This window comes from Neobacillus sp. Soil_C_43, from assembly GCF_057656715.1.
Genome location: NZ_JBDGJV010000005.1, coordinates 102,816 through 119,392, shown reverse-complemented (window position 1 = coordinate 119,392; position 16,577 = coordinate 102,816). Strand labels below are relative to the sequence as shown.

Below are 16,577 nucleotides of genomic sequence, written 5' to 3'. Positions count from 1 at the left end.
GAATGAAGAATAATTAATAGGATGATCATCATAGAATTCTATGATGAGAAGCTTTCATTAATGGAGGGGATATCGCTATGATGCAAACACCTTTAACGATGACGCAAATGATGGAAAGAGCAGAAAAGTATTTTCCAAAGAAACAAGTAGTTTCAAGGACGGCAACAGGAATCCACAGACTTACCTATAAGCAAATAGCAGAACGAACGAGACGTCTTGCAGATAGCCTCACAAAAATAGGGGTAGAAAGAGGAGACCGGGTAGGAACCTTAGCGTGGAATCATCACCGCCACTTAGAAGCCTACTTTGCTATTCCATGTATGGGTGCTGTCCTCCATACCATCAACATTAGACTATCCCCTCAGCATATTTCCTACATTATTAATCACGCAGAAGACAAAGTTCTCCTAGTTGATTCAGACATTCTGCCATTACTTGAAAAATGTGCTCCTGATATTAAGAATATAAAAGCCTTTATCATTATGACGGATGAAGAGGAGCTTCCTGAAACTTCACTATCCCCAGTCTATCATTATGAAAAGCTGTTAGCTGAAGCGAATCCAGAATTTCAATATCCGAATGATATAGACGAACATGATGCTGCTGGTATGTGCTATACATCTGCCACTACAGGAAATCCAAAGGGTGTCGTTTATTCCCACAGAGGAATTGTTCTCCACAGTATGGCTTTGGGCTTAGCTGATAGTGCTGCAATGAGTGAAAAGGATATTGCTCTTCCTGTTGTTCCTATGTTTCATGCCAATGCATGGGGAATGCCTTTTGCGGCCGTGTGGTTTGGGACATCCTTGGTATTACCTGGACCATACTTTACTCCAAAACTACTTGCAGAGTTAATTGAGCAGGAAAGAGTAACCATAACAGCAGGAGTTCCAACCATTTGGCTAGGATTATTAAAAGAGCTAGATGAAGGGACTTATGATATGAGTAGTTTACGAGGAGTTCTGTGTGGAGGCTCTGCTGCACCGAAAGGAATGATTAAGGCATTTGAACAACGGCATAAGGTACCATTTATGCATGCCTATGGGATGACAGAAACGAGTCCCCTAGTCGTCATTTCCACATTAAAAAGCTACCAAGAAGAACTTGAACCAGAGGATAGATTAGAGTTAAGAGCTAAGCAGGGGACTCTTGTACCAGGATTAGAAATAAAAATCGTTGGTAAGGATGGAGAAGTTGCCTGGGATGGGAAAGAAATGGGTGAACTGTGTATTAGAGGCCCATGGATTGCTTCTGAATATTATAAGGATGAACGAACAGAAGATGCCTTCCGTGACGGTTGGCTTCATACAGGTGATGTGGTCACGATTGATGAAGAAGGCTTTGTAAAAATTGTTGACCGGACGAAGGACTTAATTAAAAGTGGGGGAGAATGGATTTCCTCTGTCGACTTAGAAAATGCATTGATGGCCCATGAAGCAGTATTCGAAGCAGCGGTTGTGGCTGTGCCACATGAACAGTGGCAGGAAAGACCAATCGCATGTGTAGTATTAAAAGACGCTTATAAGAACAATGTTGAGAAAGAAGACTTATTTGACTTTTTGAAGCCGCAATTTGCTAAATGGTGGATTCCAGATGATATTCTTTTCCTGGAAGAAATTCCGAAAACTTCGGTTGGTAAATTTCTAAAGATGACATTACGTGAACAAGTTCAAAAAGAAGTACTCAGAAAAAGTTAACAATTGAGGACAAAGGGAGCTCCCTTTGTCCTTTTTACTACTAAGATAGTAGTGAAGAAAATTCAAAATATAAAGAAATCTTATTTTTATTCCTCTTCATTCCATATATAATGGTAATGGATGAAGAAAATGGGGGGAGTGTGCTTACAATGAATTTTGTAACGGACAAGGTGAGCCTACAGGTAAATGGTCGTGTAGCCACATTAGAAATGAATAGACCAGAATCGTTAAATGCAATGGATGCTGATTTAATTAAAGGGTTAATCTGTAAACTTAAAGAAATAAGTGAATCGGATGATGTTGATATTGTTGTGTTAAGAGGAAAAGGAAGAGCCTTTTCATCAGGTGGAGACATTAAAACCATGCTTTCCAATATGAATGAAAACGACTTCTTTCCTGTGATGGATGCTATTAGCGAATTAATTATTACTCTTTATAGCATCCCTAAATTGACTATTAGTGCTATTACAGGTGCAGCTGCAGGATTAGGATTTAGTTTAGCTTTAGCAACGGACTATATTCTTGCAGATAAAACTAGTAAGCTTGCAATGAATTTTATTGGAATCGGTTTAATACCAGATGGAGGGGCGCATTTCTTTTTAGAAAAGAGATTAGGTGAAACCCGAGCTAAACATGTGATTTGGGACGGAAAAATGATGAGTGCAGAGGAAGCCTTAAGGTGGGGACTTATTCAGGAAGTAGCTGAAGGTGATCTACAGCCAGCTTTAGAAGCGAGGGTAACGGATTGGTTAAGTCGTCCTGTTCAAGCAATGGTTAAAACAAAGAAAATATTAGCGGAAAAAAATCGACCACAGCTACTGAAAATTTTAGAATTAGAAAAGCACGGTCAGCAAAAAATGCGCGAAACCCTTGATCATCAAGAAGGAATTAAGGCATTTATTGAAAAAAGGAAACCAGTCTTTATAGGGAAATAAATTACTAGAGACGGTCGTGTAAGAGCTTAACTACGCGACCGTCTTTGATATTTTAGAAAGAGGAAGGTCGCATAGAACCTCGCTACGAGCCCATGAATGAGCTTTTCGAGAGAGAAAGGTCGCGTAGAACCTCGCTACGAGCCTATGAATGAGCTTTTCAAAAGAGGAAGGTCGCGTAGAACCTCGCTACTAGCCCATGAGTGAGCTTTTTGAAAGAGGAAGGTCGCGTAGAACGTCGCTACGAGCCCATGAATGAGTTTTTCGAAAGAGGAAGGTCGCGTAAAACCTCGCTATGAACCCGTGATTGATTTTTTCAAAAGAAAACGGTCGCATAGATCCCCGCTATACGACCGTAGTTGATGTTTTCGATAGATGAGGGTCACGTAGACCTCCGCTACCCTTCTGTTCACTTTCACTTATGAGTGGAAAAGAAGCAGCTTGCCGCTAGGTGAGGTGCATCGGTGCGTTTTTTCTAATAAGTTTTTTTCTGATAATAGTTTTTCCCCTTGTTCTTTGGCTGCTTGATCAGTTTCTGCTTGAAAAGCTTCATCTAAAATCTTTTCACCATTCGCTTCAAACGCGGTTAATTTATAAGTTTTCATCATAAAACCCCTTTGTTCAAAAATTCTTACTATTATTTTTGCATAGTTTACTAAATTGTGCAAAAGAAAAATGAAACCAAAAAATGGATAATACGTATTAAAACAGAGAGGAGTGTGTAACATGGTACTTAAACTTGAAGATGTCACTAAACGGTTTGGAAAATTTACGGCAGTGGACCATTTATCATTAACGATTCCCGATAAAGAGATGTTTGGCTTTCTAGGGGCGAACGGTGCGGGGAAAACGACAACATTCCGAATGATTTTAGGATTACTAGATAGTAGTGGGGGAAGTATTACTTGGGATGGAAAACCAATTGATTACACCACCAGTCATTTGGTCGGCTATTTACCTGAGGAGAGGGGTTTGTATCCTAAGCTTAAAGTCAGTGAACAAATAGTATATTTAGCCAGGTTAAGAGGAATGCCCAAGGTTGAAGCACTCTCTGAATTAAGATTATGGCTTGAGCGTTTTAAAATCCAAGAATATGAGAATAAAAAGGTAGAAGAGTTGTCCAAGGGTAACCAACAGAAGATTCAATTTATTGCGGCTGTCGTACATAAGCCTAAGCTATTAATTCTAGACGAACCGTTTAGCGGGCTTGACCCTGTGAATGTGGAAATGTTAAAGGAGGCTGTTCTATCCTTACGGGAAAATGGAGCCACGATTGTTTTTTCGAGTCACCGAATGGAGCATGTAGAAGAAATGTGCGAGCATTTATGCATTTTACATAAAGGCAGCCCGGTTGTTCATGGAGCATTAAAAGAAATAAAGCGAGCCTTCGGAAAAAAGAACTTAGTGATCCATGCAGACTTTCCATTAGATTCATTGAAAGACTTCCCTGGGGTGGTAAAGTCAAAATTGACAACAGAAGGAATCCACTTACAGATTGAAGGAGAGGACATTGCCGAAAGAATTCTTAAAAAGATTGTGGGGAATGGTTTTATTAGGAGATTTTCACTTGAAGAGCCTTCTTTAAATGATATTTTTATCGAGAAAGTAGGTAATTCTTATGAATAGCTTCTGGATTATTCTGTTTCATACTTATTTAAACAAGCTAAAAAGCAAATCGTTTATTGTGACGACCATTCTGACAATCGTGATTGTCCTGGCCTTGACAAATATTAATAATATCATTGCTTTATTTGATCAAAATGGCGGCAAGGACCAAATAGCTGTACTCGATGAAGCCGGTCAACTCTATGAGCCATTAAAGCAGCAGGTTCACACTATTAATAAGGATTTAAAACTGACACTTTATAAAGGCGATGAAAATGCGGCAGAAAAGGCGGTAGAAGAAGGAAAGTATAAGGGAGTCATTCTGTTACGTTTTAATGAGGAAAAATTGCCAGAAGCCACTTTTAAAGCTATGAGTATTGCTGACTCTGCGCTGTTTTCTGATCTTCAAACAGGGTTACAGCAAGTCAAGACAATGCTTGCCGCTTCACAAATCAACTTAGCTCCAGCTCAGCTTCAAAAATTGTATGAGCCGGTATCATTCGAAAAATATGCACTTGAGAAAAATGCAAAAACGGAAGAGGAATTAAATCAGGCCAGAGGACTTGTCTATGTTCTACTGTTCATTATTTATTTTTCAGTCATTATGTATGCAAATATGATTGCAATGGAAGTGGCAACTGAAAAGTCATCGAGGGTCATGGAGATATTGATCTCTAGTGTTTCGCCGATTAAGCAGATGTTTGCAAAAATAATTGGGATAGGTTTATTAAGTCTTACGCAACTTGCTGCTTTTCTTATTGTCGGTTATTATTCTCTTTCAAAAAATATGGATTCTTTGAAGGATGGGTTTTTCGGCGTCTATGGTTTTGAAGATATCCCATTTGAAACTGTTATCTATGCGGTTATATTCTTTATACTTGGTTATTTTCTCTATGCTACACTCGCAGCCTTTTTAGGTTCACTTGTTAGTCGCATTGAAGATGTTCAACAAATGATCACTCCGATGACCTTGCTTGTGGTTGGCGGATTTATGATTGCCATGTTTGGACTGGGCAAGCCTGATGCCGCGTTCATTACGATTACATCCTATATCCCTTTCTTCACACCAATGATTATGTTTCTTCGCGTAGGAATGCTGACCATCCCTTTATGGGAAGCGCTCCTAGGAATTTCAATCCTCGTTGCCACAATTGCTGTGTTAGCTATCTTTGGTGCAAAAGTCTACCGCGGAGGCGTCCTAATGTATGGTCAGTCAAATTCCTTTAAAGATATTAAAAAAGCACTCCAATTAACAAAAAACGAATAATTTTTCAAGAGGCTGCTCAAAGAGAGAGCCTCTTTTTTACTTTATAGAAAGTATAAAATGCGACTTCGAGAATTGTCCAGCTCCAGCGCCTAGCCCCTCGGGTCAAATAACCTTCGGCAATAAAAGTCAAATAGCGGACTTTTCTTGCCGAAGAACATTTGCCTGTCGGGGCTGAACAAGGCGCTTGCGCTTTTCTAAATAGAACGTGCATTCGTATTTCAGAGGTGCTACAATAAAGAAAAGACGTCGAAAGGAATATCCTATGAAAAAAATATCGTTTATTCATGCAGCGGATTTGCATTTGGACAGCCCTATGGTCGGATTAAAGCATTTACCGGAAAGTATTTTTACAAGGGTGAAGGAAAGCACCTTTACAGCATTGAAGAAAATAACGAAAGACGCCATTGAAAAGCAGGTTGACTTTGTTATTTTAGCGGGAGATTTATTTGATGGAGAGGATCGGAGCTTACGGGCACAATCCCGTTTTCGCAGTGAAATGCTGAAGTTAGAAGAGAATGGGATCCCCGTTTATGTCGTCCATGGAAATCATGATCATCTAAATGGTACATGGGTACAGTTAAGCATGCCAGCAAATGTTCATGTATTTACTAGTGATGTAGAAACAAAAGTGTTGCACACGAGGAACGGAGAAATCGTCCATTTATACGGATTCAGCTATCCGACAAGGCATGTGTTCACTAGGAAAATAGATGACTATTCAAAGTTAAATAATATTGGATTCCATATTGGTATTCTTCATGGCAATGAAAGTTCGGGGTCTGAGCATGATAATTATGCGCCGTTTGCAATTAAGGACTTAGTAGAAAAAGACTTTGACTACTGGGCACTAGGCCATATTCATAAAAGGGCTATTTTATCTGAATCCCCCCCCATTATCTATCCAGGAAATATACAAGGAAGAAATAAGAAGGAAATAGGTCCCAAGGGTTATTATCATGTTGAATTGTCTGATTTCGATGCCAAACTGAATTTTGTTGAAACATCAGATGTTGTTTGGGAAGAGACAGAAGTCGATGCTACATCAGCCAACAGCTTTAATGACATTTTTCAATTATGTCAAATGACCCTCAACCAAGTGCGAAAGAATCAACAGGGGACTTTATTGACTCTTTTCTTAAAAAACGTCCAATTAAATGATGAGCGGGAAAAAAGGAACTTAGATGGTGAACTTCTAGACCTTCTATTAGAGGATGAAAAAGACGAAGCCTCTTTTGTGTGGACCGTTGACATACATATAACCGACAGTCAACTATTTGATAAAGAGCAATTAAAAATGGAAGCTAATTTTTATTCAGAGCTTTTTGAAACAATTAAAGAGTATGAGGATGCTGATTACGCATTAGCCCCTTTATATGAGCACCCATTGGGCAGAAAGTATGTATCACATTTACATGAATCAGAACATAAAGAACTAATAGAAAGAGCGGAGAAATTATTAATAGAATTACTTAGTGAAGCTTAGAAGAAAGGAGTAGATGCTATGAGAATTCTGGAGTTACACATTTATGGTTATGGACAATTAGAAAATGTAATCATTAAAGACCTTGCTGATTTCCAAGTGTTCTATGGAGAAAATGAGGCAGGGAAGTCAACTATTATGGCATTTATCCACGGTATTCTTTTCGGATTCCCAACAAAACAACAAACTGAACTTAGGTACGAACCAAAACATAGCAACAACTATGGCGGAAAAATCAGAGTCTATCATGAAGAACATGGATTTGCCGTTATTGAGCGTGTAAAGGGAAAAGCAGCAGGTGATGTGAAAGTAGTTATGGATAACGGTATGATGGGCGGGGAAGAGCTTCTAAAAGAACTAGTCGCCGGCTTTGATAAAAATTTATTTCAAGCTGTTTTCTCCTTTAATATTCACGGACTTCAGAACGTTCATCAAATGAAAGGTGAAGATATTGGGAAGTTCCTTTTTTCTGCTGGAACGTTAGGGACGGAGCGGCTATCCCAAACGGAGTCTTTCCTGCAGAAAGAACTGGATAACAGATTTAAACCTTCGGGAAAGAAGCCTATTATAAATGAAAAGTTACAAGCACTTAATGAAATCAATCTAGAACTGAAAAAGGCAGCATCGAAAAATAAAGAATATGAAAGCTTGCTAGAAAAAAGAGAGATGCATATTCAGGAAATGCAAGAGATCAATGGTCGGCTTAAGGAACTAGGGAGCAAGATCAATCAATTACATGAGTGGAAAAGAATAGAGTCAAATGTAAGAGAAGAAAAATGGACAGAGAAGGAGCTTAGTGATCTAGGAGAGGTTTCATTTCCTACTCATGGATTGGAAAGATTAGAAAAATTATTAGAGCTCATCCATCCATATGAGGCGGAGCTCATCAGCCTATCAGAAAGAATCGAAAATGAAAAAAAAGAACTTGCTGAAATGAGACCTGAACGAGCTTTACTTGAAAGTGAGTCTGTACTCTTAACTTTACTTGATCAAGTCCCACTTATGGAGCAATTGACAATTGAGAAACAGCAATGCGAACTCAAAATTGCTGAATATGATGAAAAGCTTTCAGTAATTAGAGAGAAACTGCATTTGCCTATAGCAGAAAAAGATGTTTTTGCTATTAATACAAATATTTATATGAGGAACCAAGTAGAAATCACCTCAAGAAAAAGACAAAAATTACAAGAAGTAAAGGAAGAATTAGAGGAACGCTTTCAGGAAGAAACAAGAATATTGCAGGAGATAGAAAAAGAAGTTCGAATGGCAGAAAGCAACCTTCTTGCAAAACAGGATAGGGAGCACCTGGAGAAGCAAGTGATTAATGGTAACGATAAGAAGGGTTTAGACGCTGAGTTGAAAGCATTAAGGGATAAGATTGAATTTTACCAACTAGATTATGATAGAGATCAAAAGGAATGGGTGAATAGTAGAAAGCAGAAAAGGCTCCAATTTTTCCTTTTTGAAGGAATTCTACTAGGACTACTATTTTATGGTTTATTGACGAAGCAGTGGGTACTTTTATTTATAGGATTGATTGGCTGTATCCTAACTGCATATTTCATGACAAAAGCTTCAAAAGAGTCGAAAGCAGAGGAGATGCAACAGACCCTAGTAGAATTAAAAGAAAAGGAAAAACAATTAGTAGAAAAGCTTCATTCAGCAGAATATATGGATTTGACAAAACTCGAAGAGCATTTAAAGAGGGATACTCTCCAGCGCGAAGAGGTTCAAGTACTTAAGCTGAAGCTGAAACAACAGCAATCACAATATGATAAGGTAATTACCAAGTTTGAAGAATGGGAATTGGAATTTGCGCAAAACAAAGAAAAGCTGTTATCACTTAGTTTAGAGTTAAACATACCTGAATATATCGCGGTTCCGTTTCTATTGGAAGCATTCGAGCTTATAGAACAATATAAAACTACCTCTCGAGAAAAAAATCAATTCCAAACGAAAGTAGAGCAAATTAATCATCAACAAGCTAAGCTCTATAAAGAACTGAATAAATTTGCAACACGTTTTTTAACAGAGCAGGGGTTGGCTTTACAAGAAATAGCCTATCTATTACGGAATAGATTAAAAGAGGAGCATGAAAAGAAAATAAAAAGTCAAGAGAGAGAGAGGAAGATTGCAGAACTTGCGGCGGATGTAAAACAAAAGGGGCATGAAATTGAGCACTTAAAAACTGAATATAACAAGCTTCTACATGCTGCGGGGGTAGAAACAGAGCAGGAGTTCTACGAACTTGGTAAGAAGGCAGAAAAACAAGGGGAACTCTTAGGAATACTTGGAACACTCAAAAGTCAGCTTGAGTATTCCCTCCTACCTAGGCCGATTTGGGAAACCTTTTTGCACATCCATAATAGTGATGAAATCATAGCCGAACACAATCATGAAGTTCTACATTTACAAACAAGATTAAAAAAACAACAGGAAGAACTTGCCGCTCTTAACTACGAAATTCAGGTACTAGAGGAAGGTGGAGTTTATTCGACTATTCTTCACAACTATAAACAGAAGAAGTATGAATTAGAAGAGTCGGCAAAAGAGTGGGCAGTCTATTGTATCGCCCAAGAAATACTATCAAACACCGTTGAAAAGTATAAGAAGGTCCACGTACCAAGAATGATTTCGAAAGCAGAGGAATATCTATCCTTCCTCACCAATGACAATTATCAAAAAATCCACCTGCAACAAACAGGCACAGGCTTTTTAGTGGAAAGAAAGGATCGCACTATTTTTGAGGCAAATGAACTCAGTCAAGCGACAACGGAACAATTATATGTTTCTATACGGCTTGCCTTAGCAACAACATTATATGAAAAGTTTCAATTCCCGATCATCATTGATGATAGTTTTGTTAATTTTGATGCCAAAAGAACACAAAAAGTAATTGAACTTTTGCAAAGTTTACAGACCAATCAAGTGCTATTTTTTACTTGTCATGAACATTTACTGCAGCTATTCGAAAAGAAAAATATCCTTAATATAACAAAAGGTGCAGTTCAGATTATTTCCTAGAGTGATAGTTGGATATGTTATACTTTTATTAATGGGAGGAGCGTGAATAGCTTGAGTAAAGGAATATTAAATTATGATGTGGGTGAACAGGTAGAGTTATTCCTTTTGATAAAGAGTTCAACTAAGGGGATTGCAAGTAACGGAAAACCCTTTTTAACATTGATATTGCAAGATCAGAGTGGTGAAATAGAAGCAAAGCTCTGGGATGCGAATGATGAGGATGAAAAGAACTATGCGGCCCAGAATATTGTTAAAATAATCGGTGATGTGCAAAATTATCGAGGGAAAAGCCAACTGAAAATCCGGCAGATTCGAAAAACGGGTCCTGCAGATGGAGTGAAATTGGACGATTTCTTGGAAACAGCTCCGTTAAGTCAAGAAGAGATGGTCAGCAAGCTGACTCAATATATTTTTGAAATGAAAAATCCTAACATTCAAAGGATTACTCGTCATTTAATTAAGAAACATCAAAAGGCATTTTTGGAATATCCTGCAGCAACAAAAAATCATCATGAATTTGTTTCCGGTCTCGCCTTTCACGTGGTTAGCATGCTTGATTTGGCCAAAGCTATCGCTTCACTGTATCCTAGCCTCGATAAGGACTTGCTATATGCGGGTGTGATCCTGCATGATATGGGAAAGGTGATAGAGTTATCTGGTCCTATTTCAACCGTTTATACTATTGAAGGTAACTTATTAGGCCATATCACAATTATGATCAATGAAATCGGCAAGGCTGCGGAGGAATTAGGGATCTCAGGAGAGGAAGTACTCATCTTACAGCATCTTGTCCTAAGCCATCACGGAAAAGCCGAGTGGGGGAGTCCAAAACCACCATTGATTAAAGAAGCAGAAATTCTTCATTATATAGATAATCTGGATGCAAAAATGAATATGCTTGATCGTGCATTAGAAAGGGTAAAGCCTGGAGAATTTACAGAGCGGATCTTTGCATTGGATAATCGTTCATTTTATAAGCCCGTTTTCCATAAATAACCCGAATAGGGTTATTTTTTTTGCTATAAAAGAAGAATATTTCTTCTGAAGAATGAATAAGTTGTAATAAAAAGTGGACAACCACAATGGAGGGAGCAATGATAATGACTATACCTATTTGGATTTATGCAGTCGTGGTTGGAATCGTGATTAGTGCATTGATGGCCATAAAAACGGGTCGAGAAGAGCGGAAACTAGAACTTGAAAGCATTGAACAAGAAGGGGAAATCTACATCAAACGTTTAGAAAGAGAAAAGGAACAAAGGGAAGAATTAAAGGTTACGGGGGAATAAAAAAGGAGAGACTCAAATTTTGGGTCTCTCCTTGTCTTATTTATAATAGAAAAGTTTAAAAGTCGACTTCGAGAATTGTCCAGCTCCAGCACCTAGCCCCTCGGGTCAAATAACCTTCTGCAATAAAAGTCAAAGAGCGACTTTTTTTGCAGAAGAACATTTGCCTGTCGGGGCTGACCAAGGCGCTTGCGCTTTTCTTATTGGTGTGCAGCAGCTGCTGGTGTTTGTGGGTTAAGAGCGTCTTTTAAATCTTTATCGCTTACTTTTACATTTGCAGCTTTTAGTTCCCGTTTCATTGCTTTATTAATTGAATCACTTGTTAATTTAGAAGATTTAACTTGATATTCAATTTCTTTCTTCATATCTTCATATGATTTTTTCTCTTTTTTATCCGTTAATTGGATGATGTGATAACCGAATTGACTTTTCACTGGTGCACTAATTTCATTCACTTTAAGCGCATATGCAGCTTTTTCAAAGTCAGGGTCCATTTTTCCAGTACCGAACCAACCTAGATCTCCGCCATTTTGTGCTGACGCTGTATCGGTTGAATATTCTTTTGCTACGTCCTCGAATTTTGCCCCGCCATCAAGCTTTTTCTTCACTTCATTAGCAGTTTTTTCATCTGCAACTAGGATATGACGTGCTTTGATTTCAGGCTGGTAGCTGTCGTAGTAATCCTTTAATTCTTTTTCAGTTACCTTTACATCTTTCATTGCCGCTTTTTCTTGCATCATGCCAAGCTTCATCGTTTTCTTTAAATCTGCTTCGCTTTTATAGCCATATTGTGCAAGAGTAGTTTCAAAATTTGCACCAAGGTCAGCTTTTAGCTGGTCAATTTTTTCATTTAGTTCTTTATCCGTTACTTTGTACTTTTTTGAAAGAACTTTTTCATATACAAGCTGTTGAAGGGCTTGTTCACCGTATTTTTCCTTCATTGAGTTATATAGCTCTTCTTGTGTTACATTTCCAACCTTGCTCTCAGCTACAGTATCAGAACCAGAGCCACTTTGATTACATGCACTTAGTGCAAGAACCCCGCCTGCTATAGTAAGGGCTAATATCCATTTTTTCATGATGAAATCTCTCCTAAACAGTAATTTCTTGTCCACAATCTCTACTATAACATAAATGGTAACTACTGCAAAAATTAAGTTGTGATTGTTTTTAGAAAATTTACAAATGGAACCTAGACCTTTTCCAAAAAAAAAATGGTAAGTGCCTAAACGAAATCAATCCTGTCTGAATAGTATATCTTAGAAAATGAAAAAGGAGGTATTACGATGAGCGCAGGATATGGAGCTGGATTTGCTCTAATTGTAGTCCTTTTCATCTTATTGATTATAGTTGGAGCTTCTTGGGTTTACTAAATAAAACCAATTTTAAGGTCATGAAGAGGAGGGGAAATATATGTCAGGAGGAGCATACGGTGGAGGATTTGCTTTAGTTGTAGTCCTTTTCATCTTATTAATTATCATTGGAGCATCTTGGATCTATTAATGATAAATAAAAAATTAAAAGCGATGAGAAATTCCTCATCGCTTCGATTTTTTATTCTTAAGTTAAATCCCGCTATAAACAGGATTATGTATATAAAATTTCCAAATAGGAAGAAATCAGTAAAATCGTAATAAGGACATTGATCGTACGAAATACTTTATGCTGGTTTTCTTCCGGTATTTCTTTTTGGATGCATAGAGAATTGGTCATTTTATTTACATAAAACAAGATGAAAATAGCAAAGACAATAAAAACGGAGATCATCAATGATTCCCTCCCCAGTTGTTCATATTATGTTTTATACAATATCAAAAATTAGAAAAAAAAGATAGTCATAAAGAATAGAAGCTTGTAAGACTTTCTTATCATTTATAAATAATTTATATATCAGTTGCTTAAATTAGGTTTACCTACGTCTTTAAAAGGTGAATAATGTACATAGAGTATTGTTGGGTTGAAAAGAGGGTTATTAAATGAATGAAATTGATGGATTGTTGGAAAGAATTAATCTTTTAGAATACCACCAAAAACTTTTACTGCAATTATTAATCAATCCGAAGCTTGAGTTTTACAAACTTATCATTGAGAAAGGTCTCACTGAAAAGGAAGTGAAAGATTTTTTTCAATTATGTGACAAAATGAGCATACAATTGGAAGAACAAAAAGCGGAAGGGTATGTATACTTTCATCCGCTTTTCAATGAATTTGCTGATTCATTACCGAAAAATCTGTCTGTCGATGAAGCAATCATGGCATGTTTAACACATAATCTTTATGAATTTCTTTTTCAAGAACTAAAAAAGTATATTTGAGTTGCTTTTAAACTAGTTCTTGTTGAGTCTTGTTCTGCTTTTGTAACTTTCCATTTTCTTCTACAAATTCACTTTCGATGTTATGGAAAGAACGTTCAAAAATCTCCATAAAGTCATCCCCATAAATGTTTCGAACGATCGCCATCATTTCAATGATGTCAGGGAATTTTCCATATAATTCGCGAAGGGGTAAAGCGCCTGTAAACACTGCATTACCGTCCGGATTATAGGTTTCCATTAGTTTGAGCAAAATGTCTTCTCCTTCAGCAGTAAGCTGAATATACGTATTGCGTTTATCATTTTCCTTTTTTGAAAATTGGAGTAAGCCTCTTTCTTCCAGTTTTTTCGAGAAATTAAATGCTGTTGAGACATGCATGACCCCAAACTTTGCCACATCTGAAATGGAAGCACCATTTAAATGGTATGCGATCCATAAAATATGGTGTTCATTAATGTTTAGGTCAAAAGGCTTAATCCATTGCTGCCAGTCTTTCTCAATTGATTTCCATAAGGCTTTACTTAATTGTGCAATTCTCTGACTAAAAAGCATCGCTTCCTTCATTGAATATTGTTTCTCAGTCATCCCCATTTTCACCCACTTTTATATTTCTCTATTATCATTATGCCAATAAAATAAAAATTAATAAAGATATAAATTCACAAAATTTTTAGAAATTATATAAAATTTATGTTGAAATTTGTAAATTTAACAAAATAATATTGAAATTTCTATTTTATTTTAATCTCTCTCTATAAATAATGGCAACTTTTAGAATATTTAACGTATAGCCTTTGTTAAATTGCCTGTTGATTTCCGCTCCAAGCACTTCGCTTTCCGTGGGCGTTTCGGCGAGCCTCCTCGGCGTTTGCGCCTGCGGGGTCTCCCCTGAACCGTACTCCCACAGGAGTCTTCGTGCCTTCCGCTCCAATCAACAGGGTGTAAAAATTAAAAATGTTCTGTAATAAAGTAAATCTATAAATTAGTTTATTTAAATAGTTTAATACACAGATCCCCCCTGGATAAACGATGCCTTGTTCATAGGAATGGACGATAAAACATATAAATAGTTACAACAATTGTTTCGAATTTTCAAAAGTTAGTAGGGGGATAAGAAAGATGAAGAGTGTAGCTGTGATGTTTTTTATCTTAAGTGCCATACTAGTATTAGGGACAATCAAACATTTATTGGATATTTCTAAACCAGGTGTGTTTCCGCCAAAACAAGTAATAAAGAAAAGAGCTGCTGCATTAGCTGGCGGTGGAATCGTGTGTTTGCTAGTTGCATTAATGCTTTCTTACTTGTCCTAAAGTTTAATGGGAATTTAAGAAAAAGAACCCTTTCGGGTTCTTTTTCTTAAAAGGATCCCGTGTTTTATTTTTGAATCACGGAAGCTGAAGATAATTTAGTTCTTTTAAAAATTGACTGAGCAATTGGATACAAAATGACCATTGTTACCGTGTTTAGTGCGATGGCTGGTAAAACACCCGCCACGAATAGCGCTGTGAAAGGTCCGGGTAAACCAACAATAAAATAAGCGGCTGATAAAAAGACGGTTCCAGAAATCAACGTTCCTACAGCTGTTAAAATTCCAACACTAACAAGGGAATTCTGGTACTTTTTTAAGGCTAAAAATAAACCGAAAAATATTAACGCAGTAATAGGTTTATCGATGATGTTTGGAATCTGTCCACCCGGGAAACTAGTTGTTAATGCAGACAATACGCCAGTCACAATAGCTAGAAGCATCACACTTTTTAATTCTGGAATAAGAATAATTCCTAAAAACATCATTGCCAGCATCATATCTGGCTTAATTGTTAGGAAGGCTGGCATAACCGTATGCAAAACTACCCCAATCCCCGCTAAAAGTGCTAAAATAACAATGTTCTTCGTATTCATTTCTCTTCTCTCCTCTGCTATACTAATCTATTTGTTTCTCCTGCAGTGCCCTCATTGCCTACAGCGAAAAACTTGATTTCATTATAACATAATAATGTAATAATTTTAAAGAAATAATTTTCAGATAATTTAGGTGGTGAAAGACAAGTTAAAGTTGTTTACTTATTCCTTCAGCCATTTCCTGCAGGATCTGTGGTGTGTATTCACTTTGGTTGTTCTTCCAAACGGCACCGAACCCATCACCTTTGCCATATCGAGGAATCAAGTGCATATGGTAATGAAACACAGATTGACCTGCATGTTCTCCATTATTATTAATTGTATTTAATCCAATTGGTTCAAATTCATGTTTTAACGCATTGGCGATGGCTGGGACAACTTCAAAAAGATTTCTAGCTATTTCAGGAGTCAATTCAAATAAGTTTTCCTTATGTATCTTTGGAATGACAAGTGTGTGTCCTTTTGTTACTTGACTGATATCCAAAAAGGCAAGTACATGTTCATTTTCAAAAACTTTTGCAGCTGGAATTTCTCCATTGACAATCTTACAAAAAATACAATCGCTCATCACAATACAGCCCCTTGTAATTAGTTTGTATTATTTTACCATATAAAAACAAAATGAAAAAGAGCAGGATCCGCATGGAATCCTGCCCTCTCGAAGGGGAATTGCTTCAAAAGGTACGTTCATTCAGGAGTGTTCTTTGATAAACACCTCATTTTTCGTAGAGTGTTTTTTATAAAGAAACAATATTGTTCAAGCTGACCATCCCCTATTTGTTTTTATATGTTTTCCCAACTTATAAAAACGGGTAGCGATCTGCGGTAAACACCTCATTTTTAGTTTATTTGTGAATAAACCTTAACCGTGGTGTTACTTGAACTCAAAATGGTTACCATGCACTTTGTACAAAACAACCATCCCCTTATCTGAAACGAATTGGAAGCTCTACTTGTTTTGAAAGGAAATTGTCTTTAACAGACACCTCATTTCAATTTTTGATGAATTTCTTCATCGAAGTAAGTTGTTTCCCCTTCGAATATTATGATGTCCGATTGCAAAAGAAATA

18 protein-coding genes are annotated in these 16,577 nt (G+C 37.1%); 12 read left to right on the top strand and 6 right to left on the bottom strand.

Features of this window, described 5'->3' with window-relative positions:
* The first annotated feature begins 77 nt into the window (after positions 1–77).
* Positions 78–1,697: a long-chain fatty acid--CoA ligase gene (locus AC3A54_RS09370; RefSeq protein WP_487654245.1), complete on the top strand. Its 1,620-nt coding sequence runs from the start codon at positions 78–80 to the stop codon at positions 1,695–1,697.
* 149 nt (positions 1,698–1,846) lie between these two features.
* Entirely contained in the window at positions 1,847–2,632 is a 786-nt protein-coding gene (locus AC3A54_RS09365; RefSeq protein WP_487654244.1) for an enoyl-CoA hydratase, read from the top strand.
* Positions 2,633–3,048: 416 nt separating this feature from the next.
* On the opposite strand, the gene AC3A54_RS09360 is transcribed toward AC3A54_RS09365, so the two are convergent.
* On the bottom strand, positions 3,049–3,234 hold the full coding sequence (locus tag AC3A54_RS09360; RefSeq protein WP_308084233.1) for a YhzD family protein: 186 nt from the start codon (positions 3,232–3,234) through the stop codon (positions 3,049–3,051).
* 121 nt (positions 3,235–3,355) lie between these two features.
* Here AC3A54_RS09360 and AC3A54_RS09355 point away from each other — a divergent pair, with 121 nt between their 5' ends.
* The 6 genes from AC3A54_RS09355 to AC3A54_RS09330 all read left to right on the top strand — a co-directional run bounded on the left by AC3A54_RS09355 (position 3,356) and on the right by AC3A54_RS09330 (position 11,294).
* Complete coding sequence (locus tag AC3A54_RS09355) at positions 3,356–4,255, top strand: ABC transporter ATP-binding protein (protein WP_487654243.1); 900 nt, start codon at positions 3,356–3,358, stop codon at positions 4,253–4,255.
* A complete protein-coding gene (locus AC3A54_RS09350) occupies positions 4,248–5,501 on the top strand; it encodes an ABC transporter permease (protein ID WP_487654242.1) in 1,254 nt (417 codons plus the stop codon). Before AC3A54_RS09355 ends, AC3A54_RS09350 begins: the two co-directional genes overlap by 8 nt.
* Before the next feature lie 262 nt (positions 5,502–5,763).
* Positions 5,764–6,984, top strand: coding sequence for a metallophosphoesterase family protein (locus AC3A54_RS09345; protein WP_487654241.1), 1,221 nt, complete (start codon positions 5,764–5,766; stop codon positions 6,982–6,984).
* Positions 6,985–7,002: 18 nt separating this feature from the next.
* Positions 7,003–10,005, top strand: coding sequence for an AAA family ATPase (locus tag AC3A54_RS09340; RefSeq protein ID WP_487654240.1), 3,003 nt, complete (start codon positions 7,003–7,005; stop codon positions 10,003–10,005).
* Positions 10,006–10,056: 51 nt separating this feature from the next.
* Positions 10,057–11,001: a 3'-5' exoribonuclease YhaM gene (gene yhaM / locus AC3A54_RS09335; protein WP_335548391.1), complete on the top strand. Its 945-nt coding sequence runs from the start codon at positions 10,057–10,059 to the stop codon at positions 10,999–11,001.
* A 104-nt stretch (positions 11,002–11,105) separates the two neighbouring features.
* On the top strand, positions 11,106–11,294 hold the full coding sequence (locus AC3A54_RS09330; RefSeq protein WP_335526899.1) for a sporulation YhaL family protein: 189 nt from the start codon (positions 11,106–11,108) through the stop codon (positions 11,292–11,294).
* A 197-nt stretch (positions 11,295–11,491) separates the two neighbouring features.
* Here AC3A54_RS09330 and AC3A54_RS09325 read toward each other — a convergent pair whose 3' ends face one another.
* Positions 11,492–12,370, bottom strand: coding sequence for a peptidylprolyl isomerase (locus AC3A54_RS09325; protein ID WP_487654239.1), 879 nt, complete (start codon positions 12,368–12,370; stop codon positions 11,492–11,494).
* Between the two features lie 207 nt (positions 12,371–12,577).
* Between AC3A54_RS09325 and AC3A54_RS09320 the strand changes: the two genes are divergently transcribed.
* The gene (locus AC3A54_RS09320; RefSeq protein WP_074432824.1) at positions 12,578–12,664 is read left to right on the top strand and encodes a YjcZ family sporulation protein; all 87 of its coding nucleotides are present in this window, start codon (positions 12,578–12,580) and stop codon (positions 12,662–12,664) included.
* Between the two features lie 40 nt (positions 12,665–12,704).
* Positions 12,705–12,794, top strand: a complete 90-nt coding sequence (locus AC3A54_RS09315; protein ID WP_307289594.1) for a YjcZ family sporulation protein — start codon at positions 12,705–12,707, stop codon at positions 12,792–12,794.
* Positions 12,795–12,878: 84 nt separating this feature from the next.
* On the opposite strand, the gene AC3A54_RS09310 is transcribed toward AC3A54_RS09315, so the two are convergent.
* Complete coding sequence (locus AC3A54_RS09310; RefSeq protein WP_007084261.1) at positions 12,879–13,058, bottom strand: hypothetical protein; 180 nt, start codon at positions 13,056–13,058, stop codon at positions 12,879–12,881.
* Between the two features lie 209 nt (positions 13,059–13,267).
* Between AC3A54_RS09310 and AC3A54_RS09305 the strand changes: the two genes are divergently transcribed.
* Positions 13,268–13,606, top strand: coding sequence for a DUF1878 family protein (locus AC3A54_RS09305; protein WP_487654238.1), 339 nt, complete (start codon positions 13,268–13,270; stop codon positions 13,604–13,606).
* A gap of 7 nt (positions 13,607–13,613) precedes the next feature.
* Here the strand turns inward: AC3A54_RS09305 and AC3A54_RS09300 are convergent, their stop codons facing one another.
* A complete protein-coding gene (locus AC3A54_RS09300; protein WP_308080627.1) occupies positions 13,614–14,189 on the bottom strand; it encodes an HTH-type transcriptional regulator Hpr in 576 nt (191 codons plus the stop codon).
* Between the two features lie 534 nt (positions 14,190–14,723).
* Between AC3A54_RS09300 and yhzF the strand changes: the two genes are divergently transcribed.
* The gene (gene yhzF, locus AC3A54_RS09295; protein ID WP_487654237.1) at positions 14,724–14,915 is read left to right on the top strand and encodes a membrane protein YhzF; all 192 of its coding nucleotides are present in this window, start codon (positions 14,724–14,726) and stop codon (positions 14,913–14,915) included.
* 64 nt (positions 14,916–14,979) lie between these two features.
* On the opposite strand, the gene AC3A54_RS09290 is transcribed toward yhzF, so the two are convergent.
* Together AC3A54_RS09290 and AC3A54_RS09285 are read right to left on the bottom strand one after the other, a co-directional pair.
* A complete protein-coding gene (locus AC3A54_RS09290) occupies positions 14,980–15,507 on the bottom strand; it encodes a tryptophan transporter (protein WP_335546271.1) in 528 nt (175 codons plus the stop codon).
* 148 nt (positions 15,508–15,655) lie between these two features.
* On the bottom strand, positions 15,656–16,075 hold the full coding sequence (locus AC3A54_RS09285; RefSeq protein WP_487654236.1) for an HIT family protein: 420 nt from the start codon (positions 16,073–16,075) through the stop codon (positions 15,656–15,658).
* Positions 16,076–16,577 lie beyond the last annotated feature (502 nt).